This window comes from Enterobacter sp. N18-03635, assembly GCF_004006055.1.
GTDB classification, from domain to species: Bacteria; Pseudomonadota; Gammaproteobacteria; order Enterobacterales; family Enterobacteriaceae; genus Enterobacter; species Enterobacter vonholyi.
Genome location: NZ_CP034769.1, coordinates 1,518,595 through 1,533,996, shown reverse-complemented (window position 1 = coordinate 1,533,996; position 15,402 = coordinate 1,518,595). Strand labels below are relative to the sequence as shown.

Genomic DNA, 15,402 nt, shown 5'->3' with positions numbered 1-15,402 from the left:
CGATGATGGAGATATCACCGCAATGTCAACTATTGGTCGTATTCACTCCTTTGAATCCTGTGGCACCGTTGATGGCCCGGGCATCCGCTTTATCACCTTTTTCCAGGGCTGCCTGATGCGCTGCCTGTACTGCCATAACCGCGATACCTGGGACACGCACGGCGGCAAAGAAGTGACCGTTGAAGACTTGATGAAAGAGGTGGTGACCTACCGCCACTTTATGAACGCGTCCGGTGGCGGCGTCACCGCATCCGGCGGTGAAGCCATTCTTCAGGCTGAATTTGTCCGTGACTGGTTCCGCGCCTGCCACAAAGAAGGCATTCATACCTGCCTGGATACCAATGGCTTTGTACGTCGCTACGATCCGGTGATTGATGAACTGCTTGAAGTGACCGATCTGGTGATGCTCGATCTCAAACAGATGAACGATGAGATCCATCAGAACCTCGTTGGTGTCTCAAACCACCGCACGCTGGAGTTTGCCAAATACATAGCCGACAAAGGCATCAAAACCTGGATCCGCTACGTGGTTGTTCCTGGCTGGTCAGACGACGACGACTCCGCGCACCGCCTGGGGGAATTCACCCGTGACATGGGCAACGTCGAGAAAATCGAGCTTCTGCCCTATCACGAGCTGGGTAAACATAAATGGGTGGCCATGGGCGAAGAGTACAAACTCGATGGCGTGAAGCCGCCGAAAAAAGAGACGATGGAACGCGTGAAAGGTATTCTCGAGCAGTATGGCCACAAGGTCATGTATTAACGAAAAGGCCCGGTAAAACCGGGCCTTTTTTATATTCTATTTAAATACACCGTTAATAACGGACGTCACAATGGCTGTGCTCAGCGCAATTAAGACCAGGTCGTCCCCGACCACGCGCCATTCATAGCCCGGGTAGGAAGGAAGCTGGTCCAGCATAGAGGCTGGCACGGTTTTCTTCGCAATGCCCGGAGGAAGCGGCTTACCGCGCGCCAGGTTTTTCGCGATGCCCGGAGGCAGAGAGTCATAACCCGTTAAGCCATAATTCAGCGCCAGGTGACGCGCATGATCGAAGCTCACGCGAGCATCAACATCATTACCGACATCTTTGCTATTTTTGAAGCTCTTATTCGATTTTCCAGGGCTATCCTGTCCGCTATTTTGCTTATTTCCATGGTTGCCGGAGTTACCAGAATTCCCGTTACCATGATTACCGCCATTACCTTGCCCGCCACCGTTTCCGTGACCACCGCCATTCCCGTTTCCAGGATTAGCCATGACCGGAGCCGTTGCAAACGTTAAAGACAACACTACGGCAAGTGCGGTAGTGGAAAAACGACGAATAGACATGATTGCTGCCTTATAGTGGTAGGACTCACATGAATTATCGCCTGGCGCAATAAACAAACAATAAGTAAAACTCTTAGTTGTGACAGGGACAAAAAAGCCTGTCATCGACAGGCTTTAATTTAATCAGGCATGTGCCACAGGCGTTGGATGCTCACCTGCTTTACGCAGCAGCATTAAGAGATATATAAACGACACGCTGGCAATCATGATAAACAGTAAATTGTCGGAGTAATTCTGCATCAGCATCGCGGTAAACGTCGGCCCTAATAAGCTGCCGATGGTATAGCTCAGTAACAGCGCCTGGTTCATTGCCACCAGCTGGTGGTGCTCAACTTTCTCACAGGCCCAGGCCATTGCCACCGGATAGAGCGTAAAGCCGGCGGCCCCGAGAATAAACAGCGCAGGCGCCATTGCGGCGTTGCTGAGCATGGCAAGACATCCCATGATGACCACGAAGACCTGAACGCGCAGCACCAGCAGACGACCGAAGCGGTCCGCCAGACGGCCAATCGGCCACTGCCCGACGATCCCGGCACTCACCATCACCGCCATCCAGAAGCCAATTCCGGAATCGCTGACGCCCTGATGATTCAGATAGAGCGGCATCAGACCATAGAGCGAGCCCAGTACAATCCCCGATATAATGCAGCCGTTAACGCCCAGACGCGCATGACGCAGTCTGAGCATTGGCCAGACGTGGGTTGCTTCCTGGTGTTCGCTGTTATGGTTCACGATGCGCGTGAAGAGCAAAGGCAAGATCGCGGCCAGCACCATACCCGTTACCCACGGCAGAACGCTCATGAGGTCGGTTGGCAGCTTGCTGACCATCAGTTGCCCCAGTACGGTGCCGACGTAATAAACCATCATATAGGCTGCCAGCAGGCGTCCACGATTACGGGAGGTGCCGCTGCACATCAGCGCACTTTCAACGACTACCCAAATCATCGCGCAGCCTACACCGGCGATAAAGCGCCATGCCATCCAGCTCCAAAAGCCGACCATCAGGCCCAGCCCCGCACACCCGGCAGCGAAAATCAGCGAAGCCAGATAATAGCTGCGGTTAAAGCCAAAGCGCTTAATCAGGCTCCCGGTCACCAGGGTTCCAAGAAGGTTGCCGGTAAAAAAGGACGAGCTGACCATACCCACCTGCCAGGTCGGTAAGTTTTCATGGGCAAGCCACAGCGGGACGAGCGTATTTAACACTGCGATCGCCAGGGTCAACAGAAGCAAGCCACAGAGCAACAGCAGCACTGGCCGGGTATAGGTGGTCATGGATTAAAAAGCCGTGAGGAAGTTCAGATTTCGTGCGCATCATGCCACTGGCAAAAACAAAGTCAATCCACTGATTTAGCCGCCTCGCACAATATGTTCCCTGTCGATTTAAAAAACTTATCCTGCTAATGCCACGCCTGCTATGGATATTAATTATGTCTCTGTTTTCATTTATTAATGGGCAAAATTAAAACAAAACGACAGTCGAAAAATTTCATGATCGAAAAAAGAAAAAGCCGGGCACTCAGGCCCGGCTTGATATAACCAAATACAACGTTAACTTGCGATAGCCATACCTACAGTCATATGCAACCCGTAGAACACGCCGCGACCAATCAGTTCACCCGCCAGTACCAGCACAAAAGCCAGTGACAGCAGCGGCAGCGCGGGCTGATAACCTTTGAGCTGAGGAGCAATCCAGAATACCAACGCGGCGACCAGCAGAACGATGCGCCAGGCCATCAGAGCACCGTAGTCCGGTACCAGGGCAGAAGCCTGCTGGAAAGAGCTGTGAATGGTTGCCAGTTCTGCTCCCTGCATCAGGGCGACCATCGCACTCACCACCAGCGCCAGCAGCGAAACAGCGGGCAACAAACGCATTGCCCACCCGTCTACGCCCGCCACGCGCAGCAGCAGGTAGCCCAGCAGCGGTCCGCCGATAAACATCGTCAGGAAGAAGCTCATTGGCGTCCAGACGCTGTACCAGGTTGGAACGGTATCGATGGTGTTATAGACGCGCACCATCATCCACACGAACACCACGCCCAACACCATGGTCACGATTAGCCACAGGCTGCGCAGACCCGCAGGCAATTTTTTCATGGCGGCCAGCAGCCAGCCCAGCCCACCGACGGCAAAGAAAATTGCTCCGCTGGCAATCTCGTTACTGAGGGATGAGGCACCCACGCGGTTCAGGGAGTTAAACGCGCGCATAGGCGAACCCAGGTGAAGCGTAGAGGCGATAAACCCAATCCCCATCAGCACCCACAGGCCAAACATGCTCAACACTAAACGCTGCTGCTGTTCAGCATTAAGGCGACCTTTCAACAGCGCCAGCGCGAGCACAATGAAACCACCCGCCACGCACTGACCAAAGACCGTGAAGATCATCAGCGGCCATTCATGCCATCCACTTCCCATCTCACACCTCCTTCGGATTTGCCAGGTAGCCGGTGGTATCACCTGTAGGACGGCTGTTGGCGTTAGGTTTAATCACAATACTCGGCTTCGTGAAGTGCGCAGACGGCAGCGGCGCCACGGCAGCGAGCTGACCGTGTTTTTGACGCAGCTCTTCAATCGGACCGAAGTCCAGCGCGCGCAGCGGGCAGGACTCGACGCAAATCGGCTTTTTGCCGTCCGCTACGCGGGTGTGGCAACCGTCGCATTTGGTCATATGACCTTTGGCGGCATTGTACTGCGGCGCGCCGTACGGGCACGCCATATGGCAGTACCGACAGCCGATGCAGACATCTTCGTCCACCACAACAAAACCGTCTTCACGCTTGTGCATCGCCCCGCTCGGGCAGACCCTGGTACAGGCCGGATCTTCACAGTGGTTACAGGCAATTGACAGATAATAGGCAAAAACGTTCTGATGCCAGACGCCGTTATCTTCCTGCCAGTCCCCCCCGGCGTATTCATAAATACGGCGGAAGCTGACGTCAGGGGTCAGGTCTTTGTAATCTTTACAGGCCAGCTCGCAGGTTTTGCACCCGGTGCAACGGCTGGAATCAATAAAAAATCCATACTGAGTTGTCATCGGTTACTCCTTAAACCTTTTCAACCTGGACAAGGTTTGTGTGGGATGGGTTGCCTTTCGCCAGAGGCGACGGACGCTGCGTGGTCAGTACGTTAATACTGCCAGCCTGGTCGATGCGGTTTGCATCAGGGCTATACCAGGCCCCTTCCCCCAGCGCCACCACGCCTGGCATCATGCGCGGCGTCACTTTGGCTTCAATGTGAACCTCGCCGCGACCGTTGAAGATCCGCACGCGATCGCCATTGCTGATGCCTCGCGCTTTGGCATCCATCGGGTTGATCCACATCTCCTGTCGGCAGGCGGCTTTCAGCACGTCGACGTTACCGTAGGTAGAGTGAACACGCGCTTTGTAGTGGAAGCCGGTCAGCTGCAGCGGGAATTTCGCCGTCAGCGGATCGTTGTAGTTTTCAAAGCCCGGCGTGTAGATCGGCAGCGGATCGATAACGTCCCCTTCCGGCAGTTCCCAGGTTGACGCAATTTTTGCCAACTCTTCGGAATAGATTTCGATTTTGCCCGACGGCGTGGTCAGCGGGTTCGCCTGCGGATCTTCACGGAACGCTTTGTACGCCACGTGGTGCCCTTCCGGATCGCGCTGTTTGTACATCCCCTGCTTGCGGAAGGTGTCAAAGTCCGGCAGGTCAGGAATGGCCTTACGGGAGAGTTCATGCAGATGGCGCATCCACCCTTCCTGAGTCCGTCCCTCGGTAAACTGCTGCTCAACGCCAAGACGTTTCGCCAGCTCGGAGGTCATCTCATAAATGGTTTTGCACTCAAAGCGCGGTTTAATCGCCTGGTCGGTAAAAATCACGTAGGACATGTTGCCGCAGGATGCATCCAGCGCGAAATCCATCTGCTCAGAGGCGGTGCAGTCCGGCAGCAGGATATCGGCATATTTCGCCGAAGAGGTCATGTGGCAGTCGATCACCACAATCATCTCGCACTTCTTGTCGTCCTGCAGGATTTCATGGGTACGGTTGATTTCTGAATGCTGGTTGATGAGGCAGTTACCGGCATAGTTCCAGATCATCTTGATCGGCACGTCCAGCTTGTCCTTGCCGCGCACGCCGTCGCGCAGGGCGGTCATTTCCGGGCCGCGTTCAATCGCATCGGTCCACATAAACATGGAGATGCTGGTCTGAACCGGGTTATCCAGCGTCGGCATACGTTCGAACGGCACTTCATATGAACCTTCACGCGCGCCGGTGTTACCGCCGTGAATGCCGACGTTGCCGGTCAGAATGGAGAGCATGGAGATGGCACGGGTCGCGATTTCGCCGTTCGCATGACGCTGTGGACCCCAGCCCTGGCTGATATAGGCCGGTTTGGCTGAACCAATTTCACGCGCCAGCTGAACGATACGCTCAGCCGGGATGCCGGTGATGGTGGACGCCCACTCCGGCGTTTTCGCCACGCCGTCGCTGCCCTGTCCGAGAATATACGCCTTGTAGTGACCGTTTGCCGGCGCGCTGGCTGGCAGAGTTTTCTCGTCATAGCCGACGCAGTATTTATCCAGGAAAGGCTGATCGACAAGGTTCTCAGTGATCATCACCCACGCCAGGGCGGAGACCAGCGCCGCGTCGGTCCCCGGACGAATGGGGATCCACTCGTCTTCACGTCCGGCGCCGGTGTCGGTATAGCGTGGGTCGATGATGATCATGCGGGCATTGGATTTGGCGCGGGCCTGTTCGAGGTAGTAGGTTACCCCACCGCCGCTCATGCGCGTTTCACCCGGGTTATTGCCGAACAGCACCACCAGCTTACTGTTTTCGATATCAGACGGGCTGTTTCCGTCCGCCCAGCCGCCATAGGTGTAGTTCAGGCCAGCAGCAATCTGCGCCGATGAGTAGTCACCATAGTGATTGAGATAACCGCCGCAGCAGTTCATCAGGCGCGCCACCAGCGTTTTTCCCGGTGGCCAGGAACGGGTCAGCGTGCCGCCGAGCGTCCCGGTACCGTAGTTCAGGTAGATGGATTCGTTACCGTACTCTTTAATCAACCGCTGCATGTTGGTGGCAATGATATCGTAGGCTTCATCCCAGCTAATCCGCTCGAACTTCCCTTCCCCACGCTTACCGACGCGCTTCATCGGGTATTTCAGGCGGTCAGGATTATAGACGCGACGACGCATGGAGCGACCGCGCAGGCAGGCACGGACCTGATGTAACCCTTCGTAGTTATCGTCCCCGGTATTGTCGGTTTCGACATATTTAATTTCACCATCCACCACATGCATACGCAGCGGACAACGGCTACCGCAGTTGACGGTACAGGCACTCCACACCACTTTTCCCGGGGAAGTGGCCGGAGACAGAGCATCAGCCGCCGACGCCAGTCGGGTAAAGGGGAGCGTGAAGGCACTGCTGGCTACGGCCAGGCCGCCTATAGCCGTGGTTTTCATCAAACCACGGCGAGTGACCTCGGCAGCCATTAATGCTTCAGGCGCGTTGATTTTCATAGAGACTCATTTTGGTTGCTCACAAAGAAAAGAGAGGCGGCGCAAACCGCTATGTAGTTTTATATATAACGAATATTTTCGTTATCAGCGTTTTATGCTGACTTTCATTCGGAGGAGTATTACTACTTTAGAGGGAGGGGGTATTGCGTCGTATCAATTCATAAGCATAAAAAAAGCGCCCTGAGGCGCTTTTTTGTTTTAAGACAAATATTAACCGATGTACTGCTGGCCTTTCATGTATGGACGCAGCACTTCAGGGATCTCGATACGACCGTCTGCCTGCTGATAGTTTTCCAGCACGGCAACCAGGGTACGACCCACAGCCAGACCAGAACCGTTCAGGGTATGTACCAGACGGGTTTTCTTGTCAGATTTGCTGCGGCAGCGTGCCTGCATGCGGCGCGCCTGGAAATCCCAGACGTTAGAGCAGGAGGAGATTTCACGGTAGGTGTTCTGCGCAGGCACCCACACTTCCAGATCGAAGGTTTTGCAGGCGCCAAAGCCCATATCACCGGTACACAGAGCCATACGACGGTACGGCAGACCCAGCAGCTCCAGAACCTTCTCCGCGTGGCCGGTCATCTCTTCCAGCGCGTCCATGGATTCTTCTGGACGAACGATCTGCACCATCTCAACTTTGTCGAACTGGTGCATACGGATCAGACCGCGCGTGTCGCGACCGTAAGAACCGGCTTCAGAACGGAAGCACGGTGAATGTGCCGTCAGTTTGATCGGCAGATCGTCTTCGTCGATGATCTCATCACGCACGAGGTTAGTCAGCGGCACTTCCGCGGTTGGGATCAGCGCGTAGTTGCTACTGTCTGCTTCTTCGTCCAGCGGGCGGGTATGGAACAGGTCGCCGGCAAATTTCGGCAACTGGCCCGTACCGTACAGCGTATCGTGGTTGACCAGATACGGCACGTAGGTTTCGCTGTAGCCATGCTGCTCGGTGTGCAGATCCAGCATGAACTGCGCCAGCGCGCGGTGCAGATGGGCAATCTGGCCTTTCATCACCACGAAGCGAGAACCTGTCAGCTTAACCGCTGCCGCAAAGTCCAGGCCCGCGTGCATTTCGCCCAGCGTCACGTGATCGCGTACTTCGAAGTCAAACTCACGAGGCGTACCCCAGCGCTTCACTTCAACGTTGTCGTTTTCATCTTTGCCGACAGGCACGCTGTCGTCAGGAATATTCGGGATAGCCAGGGCAATATCACGAATCTCGGCCTGAAGAACGTCCAGCTCAGCTTTCGCCTGATCCAGTTCTTCACCCAGCTTGTTCACTTCCAGGCGTAATGGCTCAATATCTTCCCCGCGCGCTTTCGCCTGGCCGATGGATTTCGATCGAGAGTTACGCTCTGCCTGCAGATTTTCAGTTTGTACCTGCAGTACTTTACGACGCTCTTCAAGAGCGCGTAGCTTATCTACATCCAGCTTAAAGCCCCGGCGTGCCAGTTTTTCAGCGACTGCGTCTGGCTCATTACGCAGCAGATTGGGATCGAGCATGCTTATCCTGTGCTTATCGAATTAAAATAGGAAAATGTGACCACAGCCTGCGGCCACAAGGATACTACGCCAACATTACCGCAACGATTGAACTAACGGTAGCGTTTTATAGGGCTATTTTGATCCTGTCCGGCGAGCCAGGTGAGCTTTTCACCAATCTTGCCTTCAAGACCTCTGTTTGTGGGGCGATAATAGCGCGTTTGTGCCATCTCCTGCGGGAAATATTCCTCCCCTGCGGCGTAGGCATTGGGTTCATCATGAGCGTAGCGGTACTCCTGCCCATACCCCATCTCTTTCATCAGTTTGGTCGGTGCATTACGCAAATGAACCGGAACATCGTAGTCCGGACGTTCACGCGCATCCGACATCGCCGCTTTAAACGCGGTATAAACCGCATTGCTTTTCGGCGCGCAGGCCAGATAAACAATCGCCTGCGCGATGGCACGTTCGCCCTCCGCGGGTCCAACGCGGGTGAAGCAGTCCCAGGCCGACAGCGCAACCTGCATAGCGCGAGGATCGGCATTGCCAACATCTTCAGACGCAATCGCCAGACAGCGGCGCGCGACATATAGCGGATCGCCGCCCGCAGTGATAATGCGCGCGTACCAGTAAAGCGCCGCATCCGGCGCGCTGCCGCGTACCGACTTATGCAGCGCCGAGATCAGGTCGTAAAAACGGTCGCCTTTATTGTCGAAACGGGCGCTGCGTTCACCAGCAATTTCGGTGAGCAATTCCGGTTTAAGCACCCGCTTCCCGGCATCGTCGACTTCGGCCATATCGGCCATCATTTCCAGCGTATTCAGCGCCCGACGCGCATCGCCGTTGACCAGCTCCGCGATCGCACGACGCGTGTCGTCGGGCAGAACGATATCCTGCCCGCCGTAGCCGCGCGCTTTGTCGTCCATCGCCTGGGTGAGAACCTTTTCAATATCCTCGGTGGTCAGCGATTTGAGCAGATAAACGCGCGCGCGGGAGAGTAGCGCCGAGTTCAGTTCAAACGACGGATTCTCGGTGGTCGCGCCGATGAAGAAGATCGTGCCGTCTTCAATATGCGGCAGGAAGGCATCCTGCTGGCTCTTGTTGAAGCGGTGGACTTCGTCCACGAAGAGGATGGTGCGCCGCCCGGCATTGCGGTTCTGCCGCGCACGCTCGATCGCCTCACGGATCTCCTTCACGCCGGAGGTCACCGCCGAGATGCGTTCAACGTCCGCGTTGGCATAGCGGGCGATCACTTCTGCAAGCGTGGTTTTGCCGGTGCCAGGGGGCCCCCAGAGGATCATGGAGTGAAGATGCCCGGCCTCAATGGCGCGTGGCAATGGCTTACCGGCAGCCAGCAGGTGCTGCTGGCCGATGTACTGCGCTAAATTTTCTGGCCGCATACGGGCGGCCAGAGGTTGAAACGCGTTATCTGAAAAATCGAGCGACAGATTGCCCACTCACGCCTCTTACTTATTGCGTTGGTCGTCCACCGTCACGCCCTTCGGCGGGGTAAAGGTGAATTTCGATGCATCAACGGCGCCGTTCTGCTGAGATTTAAGCTGGTAGCTGCTGCGCTGATCGTCCTGCTCAACCGCGCCGAACTGATTAATGGTACCGTTGGTGCTCACGTTAATGGTGAACTGCTTCAGGTTGCCGTTGCTGCCTTTCGGCGTCAGGACAAACTCGTCACCCGTCTGTTTAATATTGTACTGCTGCCAGTCGCTGGCCTGGTTACGTGCAATCAGCATAAACGGCGTATTGCTGGTGGCATCTTTCAGCCAGGTCGCAGTAGCCTGCTCAACGAACGGGTTGTAGAACCATAAGGTTTTACCGTCAGACACCAGGATGCTCTCATCCGGCTGGGTCATGTGCCAGTTGAACAGATTTGGGCGTTTTACCCACAAATCTCCCTGGCCTTCCTGCACCGCGTTGCCGCTGCCGTCCGTCACTTTTTGCGTGAAGCTGGCGTGGAAGCTGCTTACTTTATCCAGTCGGCTTTTAAGGTCGCTGGCTGCATCAGCCCAGACGCTGCTGGCAACAAAACTGGTGAGTAATGCACAGGCGATGGCGATTTTTTTCATTGTTATTCCTTAAAATACGTCTTCCCGATATGGGATTTCCGTCTTCTATTCTGGACCTGCCCGAAGGCAGGCGACAGAAGAAAATGCTTAATTTTGGCTGATTTACCCTTCTTTGCAAACGCTGAAGGTTAATCAAACGGCGGCGGCGCCAGCACCTCGCGGTTACCGTTATGCCCCTGCTCGCTCACAATGCCCTGCGCTTCCATCTGCTCGATGATACGCGCTGCGCGGTTATAGCCGATGCGGAATTGACGCTGCACGCCTGAGATGGACGCTTTGCGTTTTTCGGTAACGAAGTTAACCGCCTGATCGAATAACGGATCCAGCTCTTCACCACCGTCGAAGCCACCGCCGCCGCCTTCGCTTTCCGTATCGCTGGTAATGCCGTCAATATATTGTGGACGACCGCGCGCTTTCCAGTCCTGCACGACAGCGTGAACTTCCTCGTCGCGGACAAACGCACCGTGAACACGCACCGGAGAAGTGGAGTTCGGGCCGGAATAGAGCATGTCCCCCATTCCCAGCAGCGACTCTGCGCCGCCCTGATCAAGAATGGTACGGGAGTCAATTTTGCTTGATACGGTAAAGGCGATACGCGTCGGAATGTTCGCTTTGATAAGACCAGTGATAACGTCCACGGAAGGACGCTGGGTCGCCAGCACAAGGTGAATACCCGCCGCACGCGCTTTCTGCGCCAGACGGGCAATCAACTCTTCCACTTTCTTACCAACGGTCATCATCAGGTCAGCGAATTCATCGACCAGCACGACGATATAAGGCAGTTTTTCCAGCACCGGATGCTGGGCATCCATGCTGTCACCCGGCTTCCAGTAAGGATCCGGGATCGGACGTCCCATACGCACAGCCTGGGCGATTTTCTCGTTATAACCGGCCAGATTACGTACGCCCAACGCCGACATCAGCTTATAGCGACGCTCCATCTCATTGACGCTCCAGCGCAGGGCGTTGGCGGCGTCTTTCATGTCGGTGACCACTTCGGTCAGCAGATGCGGGATGCCTTCGTAGACCGAAAGTTCGAGCATTTTCGGGTCGATCATGATGAAACGCACATCTTCCGGCTGCGCTTTATAGAGCATGCTGAGGATCATGGCGTTCACACCGACAGACTTACCGGAACCGGTAGTACCCGCGACCAGCAGGTGAGGCATTTTTGCGAGGTCTGCCACCACCGGATCGCCAGCGATATCTTTACCCAGCACCACGGTCAGCGGGGATGGGTTATCGCGGAATTTGGTGTTATCCAGCACTTCACGCAGGTAGACGGTCTGACGTTTCTTGTTCGGCAGCTCAAGACCAACGTAAGGTTTGCCCGGTATCACTTCCACCACACGTACCGCAACGGTCGACAAGGAACGCGCCAGGTCGCGGGACAGGTTAGAAATACGCGCGGCTTTAACGCCTGGCGCCAGGTTCAGTTCAAAACGGGTGATAACAGGGCCCGGCGAGTAGTTCACCACGTCAGCCTTGATACGGAAGTCGGCCAGACGGGCTTCCACCAGACGCGCCATCTGCTCCAGCGCGAAGGTATCGACGGGTTCCACTTCCGACGGCGGCGGCGTTAACAGATCCAGAGACGGCAGCGGCGTGCTTGGACGCTGCAGCGGACGGCTGTCACCGTTACGCATCAGCAGCGGGTGAATCAGGCTCTCCTGCGGCTGAGGCGCAGGCTGCTGGAACTGCGGCGGCTGCGGTTGCTGAACTGGTTGTTGCGGTTGCGCATATGGCTGCTGAACGGGCTGCTGCGGCTGCGCATACGGCTGATGAACAGGTTGTTGCGGCTGTGCATAGGCCTGTGGTGCTGGCTGCTGGCGCACAGGCTCAACTTCCGGCATCACGCTCGGGGTAAATAAAGGCTCGCTCGGGCCATCATCCACCAGATCCTTCATCGGCGAGAATTCAAAATCAGACAGTGAGAACGGATTTGCACCAGCCGGTTGTTCACCGGAATAACGCTGCTGCTGGGTGGCGGCGAACTGGCGCGCTAATTCCGCTTCTGCAGCGTCATCTTCGTCTTCAGGCACAGGTTCATCGTGCTGATATTCTTCACCGTAGCGTTGATTCTGCTGCGCGGCGAACTGGCGGGCCAGCTCGTCCTGCTGCATCTCATCGGCGTCATCTTCGTACTCTGGCTCGCGCGCTTTCTCTTCCGCCATGCGCTGGGAAGGCAGCTTGATACCATAAGAGGCAAGTTCACGACGGGTTGGTACGCGAACGCGGTTAGGACGAGGCAGTTGCGGACCAATCCCCTCCTTCACCTGAGGACGTGGCGCGCCCCCTGTTGCCAGGCTAAAGACAGGTGCAGCCACGGCAGCGGCCGCGGTAGCCTGCTTCACGCTTTCCGCTACGGGTGCAACTACAGGTGTCGGGTCGACCGGTGGAACTGGGACAGAAGGCGCTTTCGTCACCGGCTCCTGCACCGGTTCAGGCACAGGCTGATACCAGGCGGCCAGCTGTTCGCGTTCACGCGCGCGGCGCTCTTCGACTTCTTCAAAATAGTACAGCGGTGGACGGGCTGGCTTCACCTCTTCCACGATTTCAGGTTCAGGCTGCGGCGCTACATGAGGCTGCACAGGTTCAACCGGTTCAGGCACATACTCCTGATACGGTTGGGCCACAGGCTGTTCAAAGTGAGGGTAATCTTGCGGTTCATACGCAGGCTGCGGCGGCTGATATGGCTGCTGCCACTGCTCCTGCTGCACAGGGACATAGCTCTCTGGTTCAGGCGCGATAACGGGCTCCGGCGTGTGAACACCGGGAGCAGTCTGCCAGTCAACCTGAGGTTGCTGAATAACGGATTCCGGCGGCGAAACCGGCGCGGATGGCATCACGGCGTCGACAGGCGCGGCATACGCCTGCGCTGCGGTTGTCGCGGCTGCGGCTGCCGCAACCGGTTCAGTGACCGAGTGACCGTTTAACAGCGGGTCGTATTCGTCAAAGTCCCCGGGTGTGGCCCGGCTGCCAGAGAAGAGCACATCGTCAGGATCGACTGCGACACCCGCAGCGCGATACGCCACCTGCTCGTCTTCATCCATGCGTTTACCGGAGAAGAGCGCCGCATCGGTTTTACGACCTAGCGGGTTGGCAAACTTCTCAGCAACACGCTGACGACGCGCCAGCGCGCCGCGCAGAATACGCGCACGACGAGATTCGCGACGCTGCACAGGCGCGTCATCTTCCTCTTCATCTTCGTACTCGTCTTCATCAATCCACGTATCGTCACGGCGGGTACGGTTGCTGGCGAAGGTCAGAATGGTGAGGATAAAACTACCAATTTTCTCGGCAATGCTCACCCATGACCAGCCGGTAAACAGCGTTAGCCCGGCCGCCCAAATGCACAGCAGCGCCAGCGTGCCGCCGCTGCTGTGCAGCATCGGCTGTAGCGCAGAACTGAGTAAGCTGCCGATTACACCACCAGAGGCGAAGTACCAGATATCATCCGCATTGATTGCCGCCAGCCCGCACGAAGTAAGGATCAGCGCCAGCGCGCCAATCAGGCGCAGCGACACGGCGAAATAGTCGATGTAATCATCGTTCTGACGATGACGCCACGCAAACCAGCATCCGCCAATGATAATAACGGGGAGGGTGTAGGCCATCACACCGAAAATGAAAAACAGCGTATCCGCCAGCCAGGCACCAGGGACACCGCCTAAATTATGGATAGGCTCATGCCATGCAGTTTGTGACCAGCTGGGATCTGAAGGATTGAAACTGAATAAGGCTGCCATCAGCCAGACGGCAAAAAGGGCAATAACAATCAGCAAAGCCTCGAGGAGACGACGTCCGCTGCTTAGCTTCGATAGTGTGACTTCTTTGTCTTCAGTGTATTCCTGGCTCAAAAAAGGCTCTCCAGGTATCAGGCATATCCTGCCTTTTTGCTAAAACGGACAACAGCGCCGGGACTCCCCGGCACTGTTGCTGTATGGATTAACAGGAGTGTAATCAAACTAAGCTGATTTTGCACCTGTTCCGTGTTAGCGCGTCTTAATAACCAGACGATTGCTCTGTTTGACCTCTTCCATCACCACATATGTACGGGTGTCGTTCACGCCTGGCAGACGCAGCAGGGTTTCCCCCAGCAGCTTACGGTAGGCGGACATATCAGGCACTCGGGTTTTCAACAGGTAGTCGAAATCACCGGATACCAGATGACACTCTTGAATTTCTTCAAGTTTTTGTACAGCGGCGTTGAATTGTTCAAACACATCCGGCGCACCACGATTCAGAGTAATCTCAACAAATACCAGAAGTGAGGCATCCAGATAATGCGGGTTCAACAGAGCAGTGTAGCCCTGAATGAAACCCTGTCTTTCCAGTCGGCGCACACGCTCAAGGCACGGCGTCGGGGAAAGTCCCACACGTTTTGAAAGCTCGACGTTGGAAATACGCCCATCCTTTTGCAATTCATTAAGAATGTTACGATCGATACGGTCGAGATCTTTGCCAGGGCGCTTCTTGCTATCTACCATTATTATTGTCTCTCTGTATTCCTTCCCTACTCCTGCCTGGACCCTGTGCACATCACTGTTCAGAGCCTGTACCCGTTAGTCATCACATCGCCTGATTATGTAATAGACGCGATGCGGATTCGGGTTCTGTTGGTAAGAAGACCGTTGCCCGAAGGCTGTCACCGACATCACGTATGGCGTCTGTCCACGCCATGCGTAGATTTCACTGACCCGGTAAAAATGGCATTTACGTGCATGCCTATGCGGCATACGGTTAACGCGGTTTTTTTTCTTCCTTGAATGTTTTCGCAAAAGCGCAGGGGATTGTCAAAGCAAAACATCGTTTTTTAGTACAACATGCCGGATATTCATTACGGCAGGGTATTAATCCTCATTTTATTGCCTTAGAAACGACCGCTTTTATCGAGAAAGCGTGAGGTTATCGCGCGCTATTCATCGTCCACGGCTATTACACAGATTGATATCAAAATTGCTGCGCTCTTTTTTTACGGCAACAAATTCCCTACAATCCAGCCAAATGTCTGCCAACAACA

11 protein-coding genes are annotated in these 15,402 nt (G+C 55.5%); 1 reads left to right on the top strand and 10 read right to left on the bottom strand.

What is annotated here, in order from left to right; all coding sequences use genetic code 11:
* Positions 1-22: 22 nt before the first annotated feature.
* Entirely contained in the window at positions 23-763 is a 741-nt protein-coding gene (pflA, locus tag ELK40_RS07965) for a pyruvate formate lyase 1-activating protein (protein ID WP_045630022.1), read from the top strand.
* 36 nt (positions 764-799) lie between these two features.
* Here pflA and ELK40_RS07960 read toward each other — a convergent pair whose 3' ends face one another.
* The 10 genes from ELK40_RS07960 to lrp all read right to left on the bottom strand — a co-directional run bounded on the left by ELK40_RS07960 (position 800) and on the right by lrp (position 14,869).
* Positions 800-1,330, bottom strand: a complete 531-nt coding sequence (locus ELK40_RS07960; RefSeq protein ID WP_127730261.1) for an anti-virulence regulator CigR family protein — start codon at positions 1,328-1,330, stop codon at positions 800-802.
* Between the two features lie 123 nt (positions 1,331-1,453).
* On the bottom strand, positions 1,454-2,602 hold the full coding sequence (locus ELK40_RS07955) for an MFS transporter (RefSeq protein ID WP_127730259.1): 1,149 nt from the start codon (positions 2,600-2,602) through the stop codon (positions 1,454-1,456).
* A 276-nt stretch (positions 2,603-2,878) separates the two neighbouring features.
* Complete coding sequence (locus tag ELK40_RS07950; protein ID WP_127730257.1) at positions 2,879-3,742, bottom strand: dimethyl sulfoxide reductase anchor subunit family protein; 864 nt, start codon at positions 3,740-3,742, stop codon at positions 2,879-2,881.
* 1 nt (position 3,743) lies between these two features.
* Entirely contained in the window at positions 3,744-4,361 is a 618-nt protein-coding gene (locus ELK40_RS07945; protein WP_115874632.1) for a DMSO/selenate family reductase complex B subunit, read from the bottom strand.
* Between the two features lie 10 nt (positions 4,362-4,371).
* A complete protein-coding gene (dmsA, locus tag ELK40_RS07940; RefSeq protein WP_127730255.1) occupies positions 4,372-6,816 on the bottom strand; it encodes a dimethylsulfoxide reductase subunit A in 2,445 nt (814 codons plus the stop codon).
* A gap of 210 nt (positions 6,817-7,026) precedes the next feature.
* Positions 7,027-8,319, bottom strand: coding sequence for a serine--tRNA ligase (gene serS, locus ELK40_RS07935; protein WP_008499983.1), 1,293 nt, complete (start codon positions 8,317-8,319; stop codon positions 7,027-7,029).
* A gap of 92 nt (positions 8,320-8,411) precedes the next feature.
* Positions 8,412-9,755 carry a replication-associated recombination protein RarA gene (rarA, locus tag ELK40_RS07930; RefSeq protein ID WP_111963921.1) on the bottom strand — a complete coding sequence of 448 codons (1,344 nt, stop codon included), beginning with the start codon at positions 9,753-9,755 and terminating at the stop codon, positions 8,412-8,414.
* 9 nt (positions 9,756-9,764) lie between these two features.
* On the bottom strand, positions 9,765-10,379 hold the full coding sequence (lolA, locus tag ELK40_RS07925) for an outer membrane lipoprotein chaperone LolA (RefSeq protein WP_021240884.1): 615 nt from the start codon (positions 10,377-10,379) through the stop codon (positions 9,765-9,767).
* 128 nt (positions 10,380-10,507) lie between these two features.
* Positions 10,508-14,239, bottom strand: coding sequence for a DNA translocase FtsK (gene ftsK / locus ELK40_RS07920; protein ID WP_127730253.1), 3,732 nt, complete (start codon positions 14,237-14,239; stop codon positions 10,508-10,510).
* 135 nt (positions 14,240-14,374) lie between these two features.
* Positions 14,375-14,869 (bottom strand): leucine-responsive transcriptional regulator Lrp, encoded by a 495-nt coding sequence (gene lrp, locus ELK40_RS07915; RefSeq protein ID WP_000228469.1) that lies wholly within the window; start codon positions 14,867-14,869, stop codon positions 14,375-14,377.
* Positions 14,870-15,402: the final 533 nt, after the last annotated feature.